Annotated in this window: 23 protein-coding genes and 1 pseudogene; 9 read left to right on the forward strand and 15 right to left on the reverse strand. The window is 49.7% G+C overall.

Features of this window, described 5'->3' with window-relative positions:
* Positions 1-100: 100 nt before the first annotated feature.
* The 5 genes from RSC70_RS14710 (at position 101) to RSC70_RS14730 (ending at position 3,693) form a co-directional block, all read left to right on the forward strand.
* The gene (locus RSC70_RS14710; protein WP_111329199.1) at positions 101-892 is read left to right on the forward strand and encodes a winged helix-turn-helix domain-containing protein; all 792 of its coding nucleotides are present in this window, start codon (positions 101-103) and stop codon (positions 890-892) included.
* Positions 889-1,365, forward strand: coding sequence for a hypothetical protein (locus RSC70_RS14715; protein WP_332542886.1), 477 nt, complete (start codon positions 889-891; stop codon positions 1,363-1,365). The genes RSC70_RS14710 and RSC70_RS14715 overlap by 4 nt, the downstream gene beginning before the upstream one ends.
* Positions 1,366-1,494: 129 nt before the next feature.
* The gene (locus tag RSC70_RS14720; RefSeq protein WP_332542888.1) at positions 1,495-2,118 is read left to right on the forward strand and encodes a helix-turn-helix transcriptional regulator; all 624 of its coding nucleotides are present in this window, start codon (positions 1,495-1,497) and stop codon (positions 2,116-2,118) included.
* A gap of 202 nt (positions 2,119-2,320) precedes the next feature.
* A complete protein-coding gene (gene hemF / locus RSC70_RS14725; RefSeq protein WP_332542889.1) occupies positions 2,321-3,238 on the forward strand; it encodes an oxygen-dependent coproporphyrinogen oxidase in 918 nt (305 codons plus the stop codon).
* Positions 3,238-3,693, forward strand: coding sequence for a YaiI/YqxD family protein (locus RSC70_RS14730; protein WP_025800755.1), 456 nt, complete (start codon positions 3,238-3,240; stop codon positions 3,691-3,693). The genes hemF and RSC70_RS14730 overlap by 1 nt, the downstream gene beginning before the upstream one ends.
* 14 nt (positions 3,694-3,707) lie before the next feature.
* On the opposite strand, the gene RSC70_RS14735 is transcribed toward RSC70_RS14730, so the two are convergent.
* The 6 genes and pseudogenes from RSC70_RS14735 to RSC70_RS14760 all read right to left on the reverse strand — a co-directional run bounded on the left by RSC70_RS14735 (position 3,708) and on the right by RSC70_RS14760 (position 9,454).
* Positions 3,708-4,499 carry a phosphate/phosphite/phosphonate ABC transporter substrate-binding protein gene (locus RSC70_RS14735; protein ID WP_234619080.1) on the reverse strand — a complete coding sequence of 264 codons (792 nt, stop codon included), beginning with the start codon at positions 4,497-4,499 and terminating at the stop codon, positions 3,708-3,710.
* Between the two features lie 5 nt (positions 4,500-4,504).
* Positions 4,505-5,284, reverse strand: coding sequence for an ABC transporter permease (locus RSC70_RS14740; protein ID WP_130998831.1), 780 nt, complete (start codon positions 5,282-5,284; stop codon positions 4,505-4,507).
* Positions 5,284-6,219, reverse strand: coding sequence for an ABC transporter ATP-binding protein (locus RSC70_RS14745; RefSeq protein WP_063585606.1), 936 nt, complete (start codon positions 6,217-6,219; stop codon positions 5,284-5,286). The genes RSC70_RS14740 and RSC70_RS14745 overlap by 1 nt, the downstream gene beginning before the upstream one ends.
* On the reverse strand, positions 6,216-7,328 hold the full coding sequence (locus RSC70_RS14750; protein WP_332542908.1) for an ABC transporter permease: 1,113 nt from the start codon (positions 7,326-7,328) through the stop codon (positions 6,216-6,218). Before RSC70_RS14750 ends, RSC70_RS14745 begins: the two co-directional genes overlap by 4 nt.
* A 159-nt stretch (positions 7,329-7,487) precedes the next feature.
* The gene (gene osmF / locus RSC70_RS14755; protein WP_432707132.1) at positions 7,488-8,420 is read right to left on the reverse strand and encodes a glycine betaine ABC transporter substrate-binding protein OsmF; all 933 of its coding nucleotides are present in this window, start codon (positions 8,418-8,420) and stop codon (positions 7,488-7,490) included.
* Positions 8,369-9,454 (reverse strand): annotated as a pseudogene (locus tag RSC70_RS14760) (fatty acid desaturase). The gene osmF and the pseudogene RSC70_RS14760 overlap by 52 nt, the downstream one beginning before the upstream one ends.
* Before the next feature lie 374 nt (positions 9,455-9,828).
* Between RSC70_RS14760 and yajD the strand changes: the two are divergent.
* Complete coding sequence (gene yajD, locus RSC70_RS14765; protein ID WP_025800748.1) at positions 9,829-10,173, forward strand: HNH nuclease YajD; 345 nt, start codon at positions 9,829-9,831, stop codon at positions 10,171-10,173.
* 150 nt (positions 10,174-10,323) lie between these two features.
* Here the strand turns inward: yajD and RSC70_RS14770 are convergent, their stop codons facing one another.
* Positions 10,324-10,914: a Yip1 family protein gene (locus RSC70_RS14770; RefSeq protein ID WP_043491956.1), complete on the reverse strand. Its 591-nt coding sequence runs from the start codon at positions 10,912-10,914 to the stop codon at positions 10,324-10,326.
* 245 nt (positions 10,915-11,159) lie between these two features.
* On the opposite strand from RSC70_RS14770, the gene RSC70_RS14775 reads away from it, so the two are divergent.
* On the forward strand, positions 11,160-12,083 hold the full coding sequence (locus RSC70_RS14775) for a LysR family transcriptional regulator (protein ID WP_025800746.1): 924 nt from the start codon (positions 11,160-11,162) through the stop codon (positions 12,081-12,083).
* Here the strand turns inward: RSC70_RS14775 and mdcH are convergent.
* The 8 genes from mdcH to mdcA form a co-directional block, all read right to left on the reverse strand.
* Entirely contained in the window at positions 12,080-13,012 is a 933-nt protein-coding gene (gene mdcH, locus RSC70_RS14780; RefSeq protein WP_332542895.1) for a malonate decarboxylase subunit epsilon, read from the reverse strand. The genes RSC70_RS14775 and mdcH overlap by 4 nt on opposite strands.
* Positions 13,012-13,641 carry a malonate decarboxylase holo-ACP synthase gene (locus RSC70_RS14785; RefSeq protein WP_332542896.1) on the reverse strand — a complete coding sequence of 210 codons (630 nt, stop codon included), beginning with the start codon at positions 13,639-13,641 and terminating at the stop codon, positions 13,012-13,014. Before RSC70_RS14785 ends, mdcH begins: the two co-directional genes overlap by 1 nt.
* A gap of 13 nt (positions 13,642-13,654) precedes the next feature.
* Complete coding sequence (locus RSC70_RS14790; RefSeq protein WP_149226090.1) at positions 13,655-14,614, reverse strand: AEC family transporter; 960 nt, start codon at positions 14,612-14,614, stop codon at positions 13,655-13,657.
* Positions 14,615-14,787: 173 nt separating this feature from the next.
* The gene (gene mdcE, locus RSC70_RS14795) at positions 14,788-15,603 is read right to left on the reverse strand and encodes a biotin-independent malonate decarboxylase subunit gamma (protein ID WP_282814959.1); all 816 of its coding nucleotides are present in this window, start codon (positions 15,601-15,603) and stop codon (positions 14,788-14,790) included.
* The gene (locus tag RSC70_RS14800; protein ID WP_172721900.1) at positions 15,600-16,466 is read right to left on the reverse strand and encodes a biotin-independent malonate decarboxylase subunit beta; all 867 of its coding nucleotides are present in this window, start codon (positions 16,464-16,466) and stop codon (positions 15,600-15,602) included. Before RSC70_RS14800 ends, mdcE begins: the two co-directional genes overlap by 4 nt.
* Complete coding sequence (gene mdcC, locus RSC70_RS14805; protein WP_282806823.1) at positions 16,459-16,761, reverse strand: malonate decarboxylase acyl carrier protein; 303 nt, start codon at positions 16,759-16,761, stop codon at positions 16,459-16,461. Before mdcC ends, RSC70_RS14800 begins: the two co-directional genes overlap by 8 nt.
* A gap of 52 nt (positions 16,762-16,813) precedes the next feature.
* The gene (locus RSC70_RS14810; protein WP_130987588.1) at positions 16,814-17,668 is read right to left on the reverse strand and encodes a triphosphoribosyl-dephospho-CoA synthase; all 855 of its coding nucleotides are present in this window, start codon (positions 17,666-17,668) and stop codon (positions 16,814-16,816) included.
* The gene (gene mdcA, locus RSC70_RS14815) at positions 17,668-19,329 is read right to left on the reverse strand and encodes a malonate decarboxylase subunit alpha (protein WP_040045743.1); all 1,662 of its coding nucleotides are present in this window, start codon (positions 19,327-19,329) and stop codon (positions 17,668-17,670) included. Before mdcA ends, RSC70_RS14810 begins: the two co-directional genes overlap by 1 nt.
* A gap of 367 nt (positions 19,330-19,696) precedes the next feature.
* Between mdcA and nlpA the strand changes: the two genes are divergently transcribed.
* Together nlpA and RSC70_RS21060 are read left to right on the forward strand one after the other, a co-directional pair.
* The gene (gene nlpA, locus RSC70_RS14820) at positions 19,697-20,512 is read left to right on the forward strand and encodes a lipoprotein NlpA (protein WP_332542901.1); all 816 of its coding nucleotides are present in this window, start codon (positions 19,697-19,699) and stop codon (positions 20,510-20,512) included.
* A gap of 104 nt (positions 20,513-20,616) precedes the next feature.
* A complete protein-coding gene (locus RSC70_RS21060; RefSeq protein WP_087944350.1) occupies positions 20,617-20,700 on the forward strand; it encodes a hypothetical protein in 84 nt (27 codons plus the stop codon).
* Positions 20,701-21,331: the final 631 nt, after the last annotated feature.

Here is a 21,331-nt window from a genome sequence, read left to right on the forward strand (position 1 = left end):
TAACGGCAAAACTAAACATTATTTATTCTATTGACTATAGAAATTCAATACGGTTAATATCTGAATTAAATATTTTATACATTCATCTGAGATAAATCGTGTGAGCAATAGTATTTTAATCGACAATCAAATTATTTATAATAGTTACAGATCCGAGCTTTTCAGGTTAGATATGCCTGAAAATAAAGTTTTACTTACGTCCCCTGCAAACAATTGCCTATCTATTATTATTTGCCATGGCTATGAGATAACGACTAGAGAAGAGCTATTTTACGAAGTATGGACTAAATTCAACATTCCAATTAACACCAATACATTTTATCAAAACATCTCATTAATTAGAAAGGCGCTTAGGCAACTAGGAGTTTCAAAGGAGGTCTTAGTAACGATCCCAAGAAAAGGTATATCTATTTCTAGTGATGTAACCATTTCTTCATATCTAGATAATCCTGTTATAGATATTCCTGTTATAGAAAATAAAATTGAGAAGAATACCGTCGTAGACATTCATAAACAAAGGCCTAGCATTAAGTCAGTAAAAGCTCCGCTATGGACTTTTCTCATTGCGGTAAGTATTTTTTTCATTAGTGCCGGATTATATCATCTTATAAGTAAGAATGAGTATCTTTTTGATGCTTTAAGCGATTACAAAATGAGCGGCAAACTCATGGGGTGTTTATTTTATTTAAAAAATGATGCGCCCTATTTATCAAGAGAAAAAATAGAGAATGAAATAAAGAGCATAGGAATTTCTTGCAATGAAAATGAGCGAGTTTACTACGATGATTTAAATACTTTAGCGAGAAAATCATTGCTGATTTGTTCAGAAACTAAAGAAAAGAAAGAGTTTTGTCGTTCTATATATATAATTAATATGGAAATTAACCCGTGAATAAAATCAGATTAATTTCTTGTATTTTTTTAATTATCTGTGCTTCATTTTTTTCTTTTCGTTTCCGCTACTATCAGGTCGGGAGTGAAATTCGTTGTACATCGATTATTCAGTATCAATTTATATATGAAAATATTGTCGACACTTCATCTGGGAGTTTATTATTTATGCTGTCCAGTGATAAGGGGGTTATCACTTATAATGCAAAAGTTAACTCGGGTGGTAAACAATTCATCATCAATAGAGAGGCAGATGTTGAATACTCACTAAAAAATGATTTTTTGCACATAAGGACTACTAAACTTATTATACGTGACGGTGATAACTTGCCTAGTGATATTGCATTCAAATATCTATATGGATTTTTAATTAGGAAAGACGGTTGGGTTTCTTTAAAGATAGATCGAGAGTTTAGTTCTGGATATGTCATATCAACAAGTATTACCCCTCAACTTTACTGCAATAAACTTTAATAAAATCAATCGAATAATATTGCATTTTCACTTAATAAGAAAAAATTAGCCTTATTAAACTTTATTCATTCAACACATTTTAAATATCGAATGTAGAATTTTCTCATTCAAACTCCACAAGGAATTAAAGTGAAAAATTACTACAACTTTAACATCAGTACTAACGATGATAATAGATTTTATCTTAATGGATTATTTTCTATTCTTTCTAACAATTTTCGATTAGAAAGCAACATACAACTGGGTGATAAAACTATAAATTTAAAGTTTATTTCTACTGCTAAGAGTGATACATGTAAAAGTTTGTTGTCACTCATAACAACTGAGTCTAAATTTATTTATTTTTTTATTATTGATAACAATGACAGTTCAGTTCTGAAATCAAAAACTTGCTGCGAAAACCTTAACATAATATACAGAGATGACTCAGTAAATTCTGTAATTTTAAAAATAAAAGATGGTATTTTAAATTCTTTATCCAGATCATCAGATATTGATGATAAATATTGTTTATCTTCTTGCATAGCTTGTTCCAATGTTCGTTTAACTTATAGTGAGTATCAAGTACTCAATTTAATTCAGAAAGAAAACACAATTACAGAGATTTCATATATTTTAAATAAAAGTGCAAAAACCATTCATGGACAGAAAAAGAATGCAATGCGCAAGTTGGGAGTTAAAAGTAATCATGCTTTATATGAATTATTAAGACATAAGCGAAATACCCCATACCTTATATCACAAATTAGATAACTCTTTTTTACTAAGGTGCTAGCGGTTATTTTTCATAAATTAAGGAGTCTGAGATTACTCACCTGCTTCTTTAGGCTTCAGCAGTCTAATAATTTCTTTAACGTTGATCTAAAGAGAAAAGCCCCGTTTTCCGCTATACTGGCGCACTTATTTGCATCATTAGATGCATTTTATTTCATTGAGCAATGTAGCGGAAAACGTCATGAGCAAGCCTTCTTCTGCGCAGGTAAAAGCTTTTTTGCTGAGCCTGCAGGATTCTCTCTGTCAGCAAATTGCTGCCGCCGATGGGCAATCCACGTTTCGTGAGGATAACTGGCAGCGCGAGGCCGGTGGTGGCGGACGCAGCCGCGTACTGACTCAGGGTGCCATATTTGAGCAGGCTGGCGTCAATTTTTCCCACGTTACCGGTGGGCAACTCCCCGCCTCAGCCACCGCACACCGTCCTGAATTAGCTGGACGCAGTTTCGAAGCGATGGGCGTATCGTTAGTGATCCATCCGCTCAATCCTTATGTGCCTACTAGCCATGCCAACGTGCGTTTTTTTATCGCTGAAAAAGAGGGCGAAGAGCCCGTATGGTGGTTTGGCGGCGGTTTCGATCTCACGCCGTTTTATCCTTTCAAAGAAGACGTACTGCATTGGCACCGCACCGCGAGCAATCTGTGTCAGCCGTTTGGCGAAGAGGTTTATCCGCGCTATAAAAAATGGTGCGATGAGTATTTCTTTATCAAACATCGTCAGGAATCACGCGGCGTGGGTGGCCTGTTCTTTGACGATCTAAACACCCCTGATTTCGATCGCTGCTTTGATTTCATGCAGGCCGTGGGAAACGGTTTTAACACCGCCTATCTGCCTATTGTGGCCAAACGCAAAGATACCCCCTTCGGTGAACGCGAACGCCAATTCCAGCTGTATCGTCGTGGCCGCTACGTTGAATTCAATTTGGTATGGGATCGCGGTACGCTGTTTGGCCTGCAAACTGGCGGAAGAACCGAGTCTATTTTAATGTCGATGCCGCCGCTGGTTCGCTGGGAATATGATTTCCACCCTGAGCCAAATTCACCAGAGGCCGCGCTTGAGCGTGATTTTTTGCCGGTTCAAGACTGGCTAAAGGAAGAGTAATGTCAGAAGCAAAACAAATTTGGGTCGATGCCGATGCCTGCCCAAACGTGATCAAAGAGGTGCTGTTTCGCGCCGCCGATCGCGTCGGAATTTTTGTCACGCTGGTTGCGAACCAAACCATCCGCACCCCGCCATCGCGCTTTATTCGTAGCCTGCGCGTTGAAGCCGGTTTTGACGTTGCGGATAACGAAATTGTGCGTCGCGTCAATCCCGGTGATTTAGTCATCACCGCAGATATTCCGTTGGCGGCCGAAGTGCTGGAAAAAGGCGGCGTGGCGCTAAACCCTCGCGGCGAGCTTTATACCGAAGCCAACATCAAAGAACGCCTGAACATGCGTGATTTTATGGATACCATGCGCGCCAGCGGTGTACAAACCGGCGGCCCAGCGACGCTGCATCAGCGCGATAGACAAGAATTCGCCAACCAGCTCGATCGCTGGCTGCAAAAACGTTAAGCGCCTCGAAGACTTTACAGCCGCGTCACGCCTAGCGCGGCTGCCCGCAGTTTCATATCGCTACAACGCTGATATTCATCCACGGATAGCGGGCTAAAACCGCTAATCAATAAACGTGAACGCACCGCCGTCATCGACGGATCTTCCACCATTTTTTTCAGCGCATGGCGCAAACGCAGCAAACGCGTTTCATTTCCCGCCGCGGTAATTAACGGCAAACCGGGTGCCGGTGGCGTTTCCCCGATAATCTTCAAACCACTCATACATTGCGGCTCTGCTTTTTGCAGCAGCGCCAGCGTCACGCAGTCAATGGCGGCAATATCGGCGTCGCCCTGTTTAATCGCCAGCAGTGAAGCGCGATGCGATCCGGTCTGCAACGTGCTGGCAAAAAAGCGCCCATGGTGCGCCAATGGCGCAATCACCGAGCGCAGCGCATTGTAGCCGGACTGGGAATCCTCGCTGTTATACGCCGCTTTGCGGCCTAAAAATGAACCAATATCGGCACCGGCGTCCTGTTTTCTCGCCACTAAAAAACTACGATAATCGTTACCTTCGCACCCAGGTGCACGATAGCGGAACACCCCCACCACATCGACTTTTGCACTCAATGTTTCCTGTAGTGGATAGCCGCAGGTTTGGCTGAGTAATAAATCAGGCTGCTGCCAATGCGCATAGAGATCATCCGGCCAGCACAGATTAGGCGGCAAATCCTCTTCCCCCTCCTGCGTCAGCCAACGAGAAAGTCCCTGCCAGAGCAGCTCTACATCATCGCGATTGATTCCATACATCGGCAACGAAACCCGCATGTTTATCATCCCTCTGTCGACGGTGGCACCTGTCGCCAACGTGTTAAATAATTTACCCAGCGCTCGAACGCCGCGTCGGTAATCATCGCCAAGAGCGCCACCAGCAATGCGCCCTGAATAACGTAAGCAGTGTTAAAACCACTTAGCCCAATAATAATAGGCGAACCTAGCGTTTTTACCCCAACCGTTGAGGCAATGGCTGCCGTGCCGATATTGATAATGACGGAGGTGCGTACCCCAGCCAAGATCACCGGCGCGGCTAAGGGAATTTCCGCTCGCCACAGGATCTGCCAAGGATTCATTCCCGCCCCTCTGGCAGTCTCTCGCACCGCGGCGGGCACCGATTCAATCCCGCTAATGGTTCCCTGCAAAATTGGCAACAAACCATACAGCACCAAGGCAATCACCGCGGGCTCTGGGCTGAAGCCCATCAGCGGCACCGCCACCGCTAGCACCGCCACAGGCGGAAATGTTTGCCCCACCGCCGTAATGGTTTCTACCATTGATCGAAACTCGCGTCCGCCACGGTGAGTAACCAGTAAGCCCGCACTCACGCCGATCAGCACGGCAATCAAACTGGAAACCGCCACTAACGAAACATGCGCCAGCGTGAGCGACCAAAAGCTGTCTTGTTGATAAACCGGCCGTGAAAGCTCCGGAAATAAAGCGCTAAATAAGCGCCCCATGTGCGCCATTCCGCTATTCAGCCCAATAAGCAGCACGATCCCCCACAGCAAAGGATCGAAGTACCAGCGTTGGGTTATCGCATGATATTTCCCCTGCATCATGCCTCCGCTTTCTTTACCAAATCAGCAAAATAGAGCACGCCAACCGGCTGCCCTGCTTCATCGATAACGGGTAAACGGTCAACCTGACGGTAAATAAAGACCGACATCGCATCACGTAAATTAAGATCGCAGCGAATTGGCTCACCGTGAAGAAGCTCGCCGCGACGCACGCGGGAGGCCACCACGTCTAATCCCAACAGCTTGATCCCAACGTCGCTATGGCCGAAGAATTGGCGCACAAAATCATTCACAGGCTGATTCAGCAACGCCTGCGGCGTCCCCTGCTGGACTACTTTTCCGGCGTCCATCAGCACGATACGATCGGCAAGGCTCAGCGCCTCATCGATATCGTGAGTCACCAAGACAATGGTGCGGCCTAACAGGGTATGAATACGGGCGATTTCCTGCTGCAAGGTGGTGCGAGTAACGGGATCGAGCGCGCCAAATGGCTCATCCATCAGCAAAACTTCCGGATCGGCAGCCAAAGCTCTCGCCACGCCGACGCGCTGCTGTTGCCCCCCTGAAAGCTGATGCGGATAACGATGGCGAAACTCGGCCACATCCAAACTCAGCATTTCCATCAGCTCCGTCACACGCTGGCGAATACGCGCTGCGGGCCACTTTAACAGCTGTGGCACGGTGGCAATATTTTGCTCCACCGTCCAATGTGGAAATAATCCAATGGATTGAATGGCATATCCCATACGCCGACGTAAAGCCTCAGGCTTAAAATGACTGATATCCTGTCCGGCGAAGGTCAGCTCACCGCTGTCATGATCGATTAAGCGATTGATCATTTTCAGCGTGGTCGATTTCCCCGAGCCAGAGGTGCCGATCAGCACGGTAAATTCACCCTCAGCAATATGCAAAGAGAGGTCTTCTACCGCCGGACGTCCGGCAAAATATTTATTAACATGCTTGAAATGAATCATTGTCGCGTCGCTTCAATTCGAGAAACTAAAAATTTAAATAAGGTGTCCACGGTCACCGCCATCACAACCACCGGAATAACCCCCAGCAACACCAAATCCAACGCGCTGCTGAGTAAGCCTTGGAAGACGATGGCACCGAATCCACCCGCGCCGATCAGCGCGGCAATAACCGCCATCCCCACGGTTTGAACCGCCACAATTCGCACACCGCTGAGCACAACGGGCAGCGCCAGAGGCAATTCAACCTTACGTAGGATTTGGCTTTGCGTCATACCCACGCCGCGCGCGGCCTCAATCACGGGCTGCGGAACCTGTTCAATTCCGGCAACCACGCTACGCACCAGCGGCAACAACGCATACAGCACCAAGGCAATCAACGCCGGTGCGGCACCAATTCCGCTAATCCCCAGCTTTCCCAACCATGGCCATGCCTGAGCTAATCCCGCAAGTGGGGCGATCAACAAGCCAAATAGCGCAATCGAGGGAATGGTCTGAATAATATTCAGCACCGAAAACATCGGCTTACGCAGCCCTTCACAGCGCGCAGCAACAATGCCGAGCGGCACGCCGATGAGCAATGCCACCGCGAGCGTACTAAACAGCAGCGTGAGATGTTGCCCAAGCGCCTGATTAAACACATCGTCACGGTTGGCATATTCTTTCATCAGCGAAAGCGTATCCAGCGCACCGCTGAGTAATAAGATCGGTATCGGAGCCAAAATCAGCAGCGCTGCCAAAATACGTATTCCACTACTTTTGGTTAAGCGACTAACGGCGTCGGCACCGCTCAGCAAACTTAACGCACCGATAAACCAAAATCCGCCGCCTAAAGAAACGCGCACTAGGCTATCTTCATCACCGGCTAACAGGTGTGCTTGCCATGCAATCAAGAGCAGCAAGCCTGCAAACAATGCGCCGCTGACGAGATAAATCAGCCATAGCGCAAGACGGTTTTGTGGGCAGAAGCAGAGGATGAGCAAGACAGGAAATGGCAGGATCAGAATCCATGCAAAGCCATGAATAATGTCCCTTAGCGGCATACCAGTACCAGACACCAAGCGGTTTGCCGCCTGAGTCAGCAGCGGCATTTGCCAGAGCGCCAACATCATCAGCAGCCAGAGTGTGAGCACGACTCTGTTTTTTACCAAAACGGAATTCCCTATAGTTTTCCCCACCCAAATCCTCCTCTTATCAACGGAGGCCGCAACAGCGCGATACACGATCGGCTCCTCCCCCTGCCAAGGGGGAGGTTGGGAGGGGGTATTAACTTAAGACTTAACAAAGCCCTTATCTTTCAAGTATTTTGCTGCGACTTTCTTCGCATCTTGCCCATCAACGGCGATTTTGGCATTCAGTTTTTGCAGCGTTGGGCCATCAAGAGATTCAAATACCGGTTTCAGCACGGTCGCAATTTCGGGATGTGCTTTCAACGTCGCTTCACGCACAATTGGCGTTGGCGCGTAGATTGGCTGCACACCTTTAGGATCGCTAAGCGTTTTCAAACCTAATGCGGCAACAGGGCCATCGGTGCCGTACGCCATCGCGCCGTTAACGCCTGAAGTTTGCTCCGCTGCCGCTTTAATCGTCACTGCGGTATCGCCACCGGCCAGCGACAGCAACTGATCTTGATCCAGTTTGAAGCCATAGGCCGTTTCAAAGGCCGGTAACGCATCAGGACGCTCAATAAACTCAGCCGACGCTGCCAGCTTAAATTTACCGCCCTGCTTCAGCCATTTACCTAAATCTTCTAACGATTCCAGATGATTTTGCTGCGCCACGTCGTTGCGCACCGCGATACTCCACGTATTGTTAGCCGGTGCTGGAGTCAACCAGACAATTTGGTTCTTCGCCAAATCGAGCTGTTTCACTTTTTCATAGCCTTGCTGGGCATTTTTCCATGCCGGATCTTTTTCATCAGCAAAGAAGAAAGCCCCGTTACCGGTATATTCTGGGTAAATATCAATTTCTCCCGCAGAGATTGCCCCACGTAAAACTTTGGTGGTGCCAAGCTGGGTTTTGTTCACCGTTTTAATGCCGTTTGCATCCAAGGTTTGCACAATGAGATTGCCCAACAGTGAACCTTCGGTATCAATTTTAGAGCCCACCGTAACCGCGTCGGCCGCCTGCGCGGTGCACATCGCCGCGCCCATTAACGCCAAAGATGCCAGAATCTTACGTCCCATAAATACATTTCCTGCCATAACGGTTCCTCATCATTGTTATTGTGTTTATTAGTACCTGAAAACTCGGCTATACCCTGCTCCTCCCGCCCCATTAAGGGGTGCTGAGTCACTTCAACAGAGCGCCACGCATAATTTCGCCACCATTGCGAATAGCCCTGCACCACAAATCCGTGATTGCGCCGCTGATACTCGGTTCGGTCTGCCAGATAGGCTTTACGTAATCCATACCAAGGAAGCCCGGGCAAATCGTGATGAACAATGTGATAGTTCAAATTGAGAAAAAGCAGCCGCCAAGGCCATGCTGCTTCATTAATAATAGAACGGGCTGAGGGTTCGTCCACCGCACGGTGCTCGTAAAACGAGCGAACCATGGAAAGTCCTAAGGCCGGATAGCTCACCGCCAGCAAATACCACCACGCTGAAATCCCCGCGAGTTGGGCGATCCAGAGCACTAACGCCAGTAATGAAAGATGAATCACCCACATGGTAATTTTTTTGCCATTACCGCGAATTATTTCTCGCAGCTCATCTTTAAGCAGTGCACCAATGCCCAGCGCAGGGCCCAACAAAATCCGACCCCAAAAGGTATTTCGAAACGCAATAACGCCGCGCCACAACGCCGATGAATGCTGCCACCGTGACTCGGCAAAATAATAAGACTCAGGATCTTCCAGCGGATGCGTTAAAGAGTCGTCGTTGTGGTGAGCTAAATGAGAGTCTCGATAAACTCCATAGGGATACCAAACCGCCAGCGGCAGCAGGCCAAGTAATTGGTTCACGCGCGGCCAGCGCGTTGGATGCCCGTGGATAAGCTCATGCTGCAATGACATATACCAGCAAGCGATGAGTATCAGCAGCGGTGTTCCAACAGTTTTGCCAAGCGTCTGCCAGTGGTAAACCACCAGCGCCCACCCGCCATACACGGCGACCAGCACACACCACGTTGGAAGTTCGCTGCGCCACATCCATTGACGTTACCATAAACGAATACGGTTTTTCTGCTCGGCATGCAGATAGTGCGAAGTTCGCGTTTTGCTGGTTGCTGATGTCATCAATAAGCCACTCCCTAAATCCGATATGGCTCAGTATTCCCGAAAGCTTAAATTCCACTAAATACTAAAAAATTTGTTTTTATTACGATAATGAATATGTACTTCATGAGAAAAGTGACTTGAATGTTACAAAATGGTTAGAGGCAAAGCCTACTGCGGGGTATAATCGGCGCAATCGTATTTAGGAGAATAATCATGCTGAAAAAAGCAATCATCGCCGGAATGGCACTGTTAACACTGGGCGGCGTTGGCGGAGTGATCCTGGCCGGAATTATTATCTACGTTCGCTCATAATTCCTGCTAAATATTGGCCTGAGCCGCGACTTCGCCTACTATAGGGAAATATCCCTCAGTCTTGTTAAGGTTTGTCCCTGATGGCAGTTATCCCTAAAAACTATGCCCGTTTAGAAACTGGCTACCGTGAAAAAGCGCTTAAAATCTATCCGTGGGTGTGCGGTCGCTGTTCCCGCGAATTTGTGTACTCCAATCTGCGTGAATTAACCGTGCATCATATCGATCACGATCACACCAATAACCCAGAAGACGGCAGCAACTGGGAACTTCTGTGTTTATATTGCCACGATCATGAGCACTCAAAATACACCGAAGCCGACCAATACGGTTCAACCGTGATTGCGGGTGAAGATGCGCAAAAAGACGTAGGTGAAGCCACCTATAATCCATTTGCCGATCTTAAAGCGATGCTGAATAAGAAATAAGCGACTGCTCTCTATTTTCCTTAATAGCTCAAATTGCCGTTCTGCGGTTTGGAATATAACAAGGAAAAGGCGCTGAAGATAAACTTCAGCGCCTGCTAGGTGGACATTAACAAAACGATTTTCACTTCTACTGCGTTGAACACCACAGGGCTAGAAAATATGTGAACCATAGCCCCACATGATAACGGTAATCCCTAATAACAGCTCGAGTACCAAAACGCCTATTGCAAAGGTGGAGCCAGAAAATATAAACCCCTGACCTTCAGTGATACCGAGGAAATTCGGAATACCGCGATACAACAAATACCCGCTATAACATACACCAACAATAACAGCGAGCATGCACAGCCATACCATCGGATATATTGATACGATACTGCTAATAAACATGGGCGTACCGACATAGCCCGCAAACACAATACATTGATTTAAACTCGGGCAGTTTTCATATTCCCGAGCCATCCAGCGAATGACCATACCAACAAAACCTACCGCGGCGAGCATTAAGCCGTAAAACACAACTGCAATGGCTAACGCCGTCATCGGCATTACTTTAAAAACGCGGTCTCCGCCGAAATCCCAGCCAAACTGGGTAGTACCGATAAAAGAGCAGATGACAGGAATAGCAGCCATCAGCAGCACATGGTGAGTATAGATATGCGATACCGACTCATTTTCCTGCCGTATTTGCCGGAACTCCTGTGCCGGATGCGATAACAGTCCCCAGACATGGTTACTCATGACACACCCCCTGACGTCTATCGAGGGAATAACGCTTACTCACATTTTCCCCTCACTTTCAGTATAGAACGCCCCCACAAAAGTACAGAAAAAAATAGGAATTTTTTTATCTCTATAAGCCGCGCCCTCATTGGGCTCAGCCTGAATTTAGTTAAATTTTTCTAAGCTGTCTTTTTGCCAAACATAAATTCCTTATTTTGCTAAAGTATTCCCTAATATTGGTATAATTTGTATGCGGCGGCATCATGATTGACAGCGAAATAACTCTGCGAAAATTAGAAATATTTTTAGCCTTCATGGAAAAAGAAAATATTACCCGTGCGGCAGAATCTCTGGGGTTAAGCAGTGTGAGCGTGCATAGAGCATTACACACGCTGGAAGAAGGGTTTCGCTGCCCGTTATTTGTGCATAAAGGGCGGAATTTATTACCGCTTCCAGCCGCACATACGCTTGCTGAATATGCCCGCGATCTGGTGGAGCTTGCTCAGAAAGGCATTGAAGAAACGCGCATTGCCGCTGGGTTTGGTCAGCAGCGGATGAAAATTGGCACCATGTATTCGCTAACGCTGGAAACCATTCCTAAGCTCATCATGGGTGTTAAGCTGCGCCGCCCTGAAGTAGAAATCAGCCTTACCATGGGCTCGAATCAGGATTTATTACAGCAGCTAGAAAACCAGCAGCTCGACGCCATTCTGATTTCTATTTCCGACAGCCAAGTGAACGAACAGTTATTCGAAACCGTACCGCTGTTTCAAGACGATATTTTTCTTGCGGCGCCGGCTTCATCAGCGCTGGTGAAACCCGGTTTGGCAGATTTGCGGGATTATCGAGGCGAGAAGTTCGTTGCCTTAGCGGAAGGATTTGCCACCTATCATGGCTTTAGCGAGGCATTCCAAATAGCCGGTTTCGAGCCGGACATCGTTACCCGAGTCAACGATATTTTCTCGATGCTCAGTCTGGTTCAGGCTGGCGTGGGCTATACGCTGATCCCTGGTCGAATGAAAAACGTGTATGAAAGCAGCGTGAAACTGCTGCCGCTGTGCAGTGAATATCAAATGCGCCAGACCATTGCGTTGGTATTTTCTCGTAGCCGAGAACAAGATCCTAACCTGCTCGCGCTCACCGCAGAAGGGCGCATGTACGCACGCGCCCATCCTTCACTCAATTAAGCCAATTTCTGATAGCGAGCCACAATATCAGCGACCGATTTCAAACCAAGCTGGCAGCGCGAAAGCGCTTCCCCCTGTTCCATCACTTTTCGGGTTAACCCCGTAAGTACGGCACCGGGTGGCATTTCTATCGCCAAACGAACCTCTCGCTCATAGGCCGCCACCATGGCTTCATGCCAGCGCACGGTGCGCGACATATTGAATGCTAAATCGTCGGCAATGCGTTCGGGTTGCCATAACACGCGCCCCGTGCTGCCGCTGAGATAGGCGATATTTGGTCGTTGCACTACCACGTTTTGCATCGCCTGCGCCAGCTGGTGTGCGGGCTCCAGCAACAGCGCGCAGTGCGAAGGAACGCTGACCGCCAGACGCTGCGTTTTATGTGCACCTTTGGCCTGCGCCAGCGTCATCACCTGTTGCATAGCGGCTTCGCTACCGGCAATCACAAACTGTTCTTCGGCGTTGATGTTGGCTAAATAAACCGGCAAATCCGGCGAATTCACCTCGGAAATCAACGGTTCTAGCTGATTCAAATTCAGACCAACGACGGCAGAAAGGCCAAAACCAGTGGGATAAGCATTTTCCATCAGCTCACCGCGCAGGGCGACTAAACGCACGGCGTCCGAAAAGTCCAACGCACCCGCAACCACCGCCGCGGGGAAAGCACCAATAGACAGGCCGCTAACGAAATCAGCCTGAACGCCCGCCGCCTGAAGCTCTCTGGCGTAGGCAACGCCCGCGATCAGTAAACATAGCTGAACTGCGCGCGTTCTTTGCAGCGCAGAGACGCTATCTAGCGCCAACACGTCTTCGTTTAACGCGATATTGGCCTGTTCAATGAGCGAACGTGAAATAGCATTATTAGGTAAATCATGCAGCATCGCAGGGCGCTGTGGCCCTTGACCGGGAAAAGTAAATAAGACCTTCATTATGCCTCCTCTGACGGCAACCACGGATCGCGGGTTAACACCGGTCCGGTTGACGTTTTCAGCATGACGCGCTTATCGCGTAGCCATTCTGTCAGAGCAAAAGCCCCGAGTGGGGTTTCAACTTGTACGTCGGTTCGGCACGGGAGCTGAACCTGAGCAATGCGCTCGGCAAAGTGCGCCAACGCTTCCGCGGTAGTTTTTTGCGGACAGCGCACCACTAAATCGAGATCGCTATCGGTATGCATCACCGGAATATCCGTCGCGAAGGCGTAACCACAGCTTCCTGTCACGCCCCATACCCACGGCCACGGCGTCTGCATCAGCATGATCAGCACCTGAACCGGAGGCAGGGAAACAAAAGAAGATTGCAGTAACGCGATAGGGTCGGCGATTAACGACTCCGGCGTGACGCATCGCACCACGCTTTGCTCATCGACCCAACCCGCCGCGCGCTGGCTGCGCTTCATACCACGGATCCCGACTGGAATACGCCCGCCGTCTTGAACATCGCGTCGCACCACCAATGGCAATGATGTGCGCCACTGCTGCGTCACCCACTCCGGCATGGTGTCTTGCGTGGTCAGTGACTGTGCGTTGTTAATCCAAATCAGGTCATGCGGGCGTAACATACGGATTCCTTATTTAAATTCCTGCGGTCAGCGTAATAAACAGCGGCAGTGTGATAATACACAGCACGGAGCTTATCAGCAGCGTGGCTTCAGCATCAGGAGACTGCACACCGAAACGGTTGCCGAATACGATACCGAAGAAGCCCGCAGAAAGCGCGATCATCAGAATGGCCGTGACGGCAACATCGCCATGCAAGCCCATCGCCAACACGATACCCCACGCAATGAAAGGCTGAATCAGTAGCTTGGTGACGCTAGACAGCACCACGCAGGTATTGATTTTCAGTTTACGCGCAGACAGGATCACACCGGTCAGGAACAGCGCCGAAGCCGTAGCAGACAGGCCCAACGGTTTGATTGAAGCCAGCACCATTTCAGGCATGTGAATACCGATGGCTGACAGCACAACCCCCAGCAATGGCCCCCACACGATAGGTTTTTTCACTGAACGCCACATCAGAACCGGCAACATGGTCAGCGTTGAACCCTGAATCGCACCCGACTCACGCGCTTTTTCACGTTCGAGGATCAGCAGACAGAACGGTGTCATCAGCACGGAACCACAGGCGATAGCCACCGCAACCGACAGCGACGTGGAAGAGCTTTCGCCCAGCACGCTGCCTAAAATCGGTAAGCCCAGCGCGGCGTAGTTTGGTAACGCCACGGTTAGCGTCAGAACCGCTGCGTCCTGTGGGGTTTTCTTGAAGACTTTGGTGCAGATAAAGTAAATGGCGGCATAGGTAATCCACATGCCTAATACCAGAACCACAATCAGCGGAGACTGCTGAACAATGCCGCTCCACGGCGTTTGCACCGTGGCGCTAAATAGCGCCGCAGGCAAAGCAAAGTCCATCACGAAGATATTGAGCAAAGAAACATTCTTGTTATCGACCATCTTGGCTTTACCGGCATAAAAGCCGAGCAGCATGATGACGAAGATGGGTGCGAGGGCGTGAATAATTACGTATGTCATAAATCACCTTGTATAAAAACAAAAAGCGTTACAGAAAAATTCAGTTAAAACGTTATTTTCTTTTTATAAAACAGTCGTTAGCGGGCAGGTGAAGACTCGCTGGGTGCGATACATTTGCATCGTTCCCAGCGTTATAATTAAAACTAACGGTCGGTCTTAGTGTGTTTAACGCGTTACCACTCGGCCCGCATACGGCTGCGAACCAGAGAAGAGCTTTGGCGATTGTGTGCACCTAAGCGGTTGCTGAGATCAACGCCCTGTTGGCGAGCATCGGCAATGGCCTCGCGCAGTACGCTGTTCACGCGAGCAAGATCGTCTGCGCTGGCATTAAGCGGATCGTTGATGTCCAGCAGTTGGTCTAATAAGCCCAGCGTGCTGTAGTTTTTAATGTCATAGGCCATCGGCGGAATAGTCGCGGCTAATTTCTCCAGCGACTCCACGGAACGCAGCGTGATGCGCGCCGCAGACTCTTTCCCCATCGCATGAATCATGACGCCCGCGTCATTAAACGCAATCAGACGGTTAGCCTGATAGCCGTGTGCTAAGAAAGCGCCCGACATTGCTTTACCAACGATTAAGCCAATCACCGGATGACCCGCCAAACGCGCTTTAGCGTAAGCACCTGCGGCACCGGCTAAGGCTTGGTGAATACCAAACGCTTCTTCGCGACGGCCATAGGCCTGACTTGGCACATCAATCACGGCCACGATGGCGCGCTTCTGTGGCTTGTCTTGGTCAGCTTCAACGACTTCACTCACCAACTGCGCCAGCGTCCAGCCTTCGAGCAGACCGACTTCGCCGTTGACCGCACGTGGGTAATGATTGTTTGCGTCTGGAACCACCGCGATAAAACGTGTGGCCTGTCCATCAATTTCACCATCGGCGGCTTTAACCGATTCGCATTGCCCCTGACGCTGAGTGGCGCCCTGAGTCAGTAAGGAAAACCAGTAGCGGCCACGGCTGGCGGTGTGTGCTGTTGAGGTGCTCATGCGCGATCCTCCTGTGAACGGTCTTTAGCAGAGAGATGATTCTGAGAGAAAAGTTCGGCGGCCAGTTCAGCCGTTGCCTGTTGGCGAGTATCGAACCCTTGCAGCGCGGTAAGATACTGGGCGAATTTGTCTGAACGATGTTGTTCAGGAACGCCACGGGCAATACACTGATTCATCGCCTGTTTTACCGCGTTTAAACCATCAGGAACTTCGGCATCAACAAAACCATTGCGATAACGAACGTCACCACCGGTCATGCTCCAGATGAATGGACGGTCGCGTGAGTCATACTCTTCAATCCCCGCCTCCTGCTCAATCACCTGCGGGCCGTTAAGGCCTAAGCGCGCTTCACGGGTTACGATCAAATAGCTGCACAGCGCGGCCGCAATCGACATACCACCGAAGCAGCCAACGGTACCAGCAACAATGCCTACTACCGGCGTATAGCGACGCAGATCGACAATCGCCGCATGAATATCCGCAATGGCTGCCAAACCGAGATTAGCCTCTTGCAAACGCACGCCACCGGTCTCTAACAGCAAGACAGCCTGCGTTGGAATACCGTTGCGGTTATCCTCAGCGGCCAGCTCTAACGCTGAGGCCATTTTGGCGCCGGACACTTCGCCCATGCTGCCGCCTTGGAAAGCACCTTCAACCGCAACCACGACCGCGGGTTTGCCCTCGATGGTGCCTTTAGCCACCACCATACCGTCGTCGGCCTGCGTCACAATGCCTTGAGGTTCTAACCACGGCGATGTGATGTGCTCGAAGGGGCCTAATAATTCACGGAAAGTACCGGCATCCAGTAAACGACGCGCGCGTTCACGGGCGCTAAGTTCGATAAAGCTGAGATCGTTACGCATGAGTTGCCTCCTCAAAGACTTGTTCGATACGTAGGCGAGCCACACCCGGCGTTGCACCGAAATCATTAATCTCTAAACGCCCCGCAGGCAAAGTACGTAGGCTAGCCAAGCGCTCAAACAGGTGTTGCCAACGCAGACCACTGCCGTCTACCGATGTTTTAATCACCACGGACAGCGTGCCTTCGCTCTGTTCAGGCGCAAACAGCACTTCCATATCGCCGGAACCGACGACGCCGCTTAATGCTTTGTTCGGCAGCGTTTCGCTTGCCGGATAGCTCAGTTCAATACGTTCCATAACGTCCTCTTTATTCGTTGTCTAACAGCCGACGCGCATCTTGACGCCCCACCTATTGGCGGCAGGTTCTATCTAAAAACAGCGCGGCTGCCAGTAAATCTGCGGCTCCACCGGGAGAAACGTGGTCAGCCAGCATGCGGGCTTCCAAATGGACTAACGCTAAACGGCCTGCTGACGTCTGATATCCGCCGTTAGCCAGCACCTCGGCGGCGCCCCGTTGCATCGCTTTCAGGGCGGATAAACCACCGCGAGAAAGCACACAGGTATCGCTAAGCGAAGTCATAATGGCCATCAGCGCATCAATCCGGGCTTCTTGTTCCGTTGCCCCTTGCTGACGGCTGCGCCACAGCTGTGGTAAAGCCAGCGTTATCACATGCGGAAAGCCTTGCTGTGCCTCTTCACGTGCACCGGGAACCTGATAACGTTGAGTAGCTCGAAGCCCCTTACTGAATATTTTTGGGCTTGCATGGTCGGGCAAACGTGCAACCTGCGCGGCCAGACTGAGCGTTGAGTACACGTCCCCTTTCGCCCCTTGCATGGCGACGGCGCTTACCAATAACCCCAGCGCCCAAATAGCACCACGGTGGGTATTCACGCCCTGCGTCGCCAGCATCATGCTGCGCTCACCTTCCCGCCCTATTCTTCCAATCTCCTGACGCAGCGCGCTGTCTACCGGACGCTGCCAGCTTGCGATGGCGAGCTGCTGAAACGCGGGCGTTAAGCTGTGTGCCGAGCGCTCCATCAGATCCAGCGTTAAATCCTGATGTGCACCAGAACCACGGCTATCAACTAAGCCAGGTTTAGGAGACAGGCGAGCCTCGTCCAGCAGCGCTTGCGTCGCCTGTTTAGCGAGTAAACTTGCCGCATCATCGGCGTCGGAATGGAGTGAATAGGGTTGGATTTTCATTACCAGCTCCGGAATTTAGCGGGTGGGTTGTATAAACCGTCAGACCACTCAACCAGATCGGATACGCTACCCGCAGCCAGCAACGAGCGCGTTGCATCGGTACGGCGGATCCCCATATCTTCAGGGAAGACCACTTTGCCTTCACGACGCAGGTCGGCAACGCGCTTAGCATCAACGCCCAAACCGATATCGGTGATCCCCGCCACTGCCGCCACCATCGCACGACGCTCTTCTAACGAGCGGGCACGGTAGAGATAGGCAATCCCCTCTTCGGTTAGTACGTGGGTTACGTCATCGCCATAAATCATGACTGGAGCCAGCGGCATGCCGGACTCTTTGGCAACGTCAATCGCATCCAGTTTTTCAACGAAGGTCGGTTTCGCACCGGCTTGGAAAGTTTCAACCATCTGAACCACCAGCTTGCGACCGCGTGCTAACGGATCTGGCTCTTCGATCATATCGAGCCAGGCTGGCGTCGCGTGACGGCGACCGTGCGGATCGTGCCCCATATTTGGCGCACCGCCGAAACCAGACAGGCGACCACGGGTGACCGTTGAAGAGTGCGCCATGCCGTCAATTTGCAGCGTGGAGCCGATAAACATATCCACAGCGTACTGCCCCGCCATCTGGCAGAAAGCACGGTTTGAACGCATAGAGCCGTCATTACCCGTGAAGAAAATATCCGGGCGTGCCGCGATGTAATCTTCCATCCCCAGCTCGCCGCCGAAGCAGTGAACGGTTTCAACCCAGCCGCTTTCGATAGCAGGGATCAGCGTTGGATGCGGATTCAGTGTCCAGTGTTTACAGATTTTGCCCTTCAGCCCCAGTTGCTCACCGTAGGTTGGCAGCAGCAATTCAATGGCGGCGGTATTAAAACCAATCCCGTGGTTGAGGGACTGCACCTGATGCTTGGCATAAATACCTTTAATGGCCATCATGCCCATCAGTACGTGCACGGGTTTAATCAAACGAGGATCGCGGGTAAACAGAGGTTCGATAAAGAATGGCTTGTCAGCCACCACCACGAAGTCAATCCAAGAACCCGGAATATCAACGCGTGGCAGGTCGGTTTCATCATCGACCAGCTCATTAACCTGTGCGATGACTAAGCCATTTTTGAACGCCGCGGCTTCAACCAGCGCAGGCGTATCTTCGGTGCTAGGTCCGGTATAAAGATTGCCGTGGCGGTCTGCTTTAAAACCGGCGACCAGCGCCACGTTAGGCACCAGATCCACATAAAGGCGTGAATACAGTTCGATGTAGGTATGGATGGCGCCAATTTCTAGCTGACCATCTTCAAGCAGCTGTGAAATGCGCAGGCTCTGGGTGCCGGAGAAGGCAAAGTCCAGCTTGCGAGCAATCCCTTTTTCAAAGATATCCAGATGCTCTGCACGACCCACGCTTGGCATGATCATATGCAAATCGTGGACTTTAGCCGGATCAACCTCAGCCAAACTGCGCGATAAGAAATCAGCCTGCTTTTGGTTGTTACCTTCCATAACAACGCGGTCGCCAGAGACAATCAGTTTTTCGAGAATTGCGGTTAAATCATCGGTCGGAATCACTTTTCCGTTGATGAGCCCCTGCACGCTTTCAACGCGACGTCTTTTTTCCTGACGGCGGGTATCCCAGACGCGAGTGGGTGTTTGATGAAGCGACATACCTAAACCTCCCCGGTTTAATTCATTAGCGCATCATGCGAGTAAGAATTTTTGCAGTGAGGCCAGCATAAAATTCCTAAAGTCGTCTATCAATTAACCAATTCACGTAATCATTAGCCAGAGAGTAATGATTGAGGTAGCTTATAAAACAGGTATTTACTTTGCTAAGTAGGCGGAATAGGCAGCATGATGAAAAATAATCAGCATACAAACGCAGGTGAAAAAGCGATGCTGAATATGACGTCAAAATAACCTTTCGGCAGAAGCGCTAACGTCGGCAAAAGCCATCAAGCGGAAGGTTTAGAAAAGCGATTAATATTGGCGTTGCACCTTTCTCACCCCATTGAAAAACATAAGGACGGTACTCATGAAATCTGCGTTTAACGCAACGCTATTCGTTGCGCTATTTAGCACTGCTGCATTGCTCTCTGGTTGTGATCAAAAAAGCGATCAGGCTCATCATATAAAAGTGGGCGTGATTAACGGGGCAGAACAGGATGTGGCTGAGGTGGCTCAAAAAGTAGCAAAAGAAAAATATGGCCTAGACGTGGAGCTGGTTGGATTTAGTGGTTCGCTGCTGCCTAACGATGCCACCGATAAAGGCGAACTCGATGCTAACGTTTTCCAACATCGCCCTTACCTCTCCGAACAAAACCAGACGCACGGCTATAAATTAGTCGCCGTCGGCAACACCTTCGTTTTTCCGATGGCAGGCTATTCAGATAAAATCAAAACTGTCTCTGAGCTGAAAAAGGGAGACACCATCGCGATTCCAAATGATCCAACCAACTTGGGTCGCGCATTATTGCTGCTGCAAAAAGAGAAGCTGATTACGGTTAAACAGGATAAAGGCCTGTTGCCAACCTCGATTGATATTACCGCCAACCCGCTCAATTTAAATATTATGGAGCTTGAAGGCGCGCAACTGCCGCACGTGTTAAAAGATCCTAAAGTCACCGTGGCAATTATCAGCACCACCTATCTACAGCAGACTGGGTTATCGCCAGTCAAAGACAGCGTATTTATTGAAGATAAAGAGTCGCCTTACGTCAATATCATCGTCACCCGCGAAGATAATAAAGACGCCGCAAATGTCCGAGACTTCGTAAAATCTTATGAATCGCCAGAGGTTGCCGCCGCAGCTCAGAAGATATTCAACGGCGGTGCCGTGCAAGGATGGTAGAACCCAATATCCTAAGCATTTGCTTTTCTTAATCTATACTCATTATGACTAACGCCCATTTAGGGCGTTTTTTTCAGCGACTAAAAATGGATAAGGAGCAGCAAATGAAAATTCTCTTATGGGTTATTGCGATTATCTTTATTGTGGGGCTGTTGACGATTACGGGCGTGTTTAAGTTGATTTTTTAGGGGACAACCCAAAGGGTTCAGACGTATCCGTTTATGATGTCTTGGTGTAAGGTTTCGTCCGCCCTTGATAATGCTACGTTCGGGGAAAGTTACGTACGCCTAAAACCCTTATTTCTACATCTACACCGTGCCGGCGTCCGTGCAAGAGGGCTCAATCGCCGCCCTCTTGCATCTCGGCTTGGCACCGTTCCTCAGCCTGCTTCGCAGGTTCCCTCATTTCGTCATTCCGGCTTTAACGGAACGAACGGCAATCGCCATCCTGGCTCCTCCGTTCTTTCGCCGACATCCCTGTCGGCGAATCCTAGCCTTCATTCCTCAACTCGGCTGAAGAACAACGTGCCGGAAAAGGTCAAACCCAAAAAACAAAATCTTATCTGTTTTAAGTTTAAGTCTTGGGGGAAAGAGCAACGCTAACAGGATGTTAGCGTTAGGGGAGGAGGCGCCATGGATGGCGCATGCCGACCCGGCGCGGAGATGGCATCTCGGACAAAAGCGCGCGAGTTGAGAGCCCCCGCGCAACGGGGCTCTCATCGGACGCCGTCGCTTGGTTAGCATGTGAAAACCGCTGCTGACTGGCGGTCGAAACCTTACACAAATACAACATAGGAGACTGGCTCTAGAAAACTAACAC

This window comes from Hafnia sp. (assembly GCF_036648275.1).
Lineage (GTDB): Bacteria > Pseudomonadota > Gammaproteobacteria > Enterobacterales > Enterobacteriaceae > Hafnia > Hafnia alvei.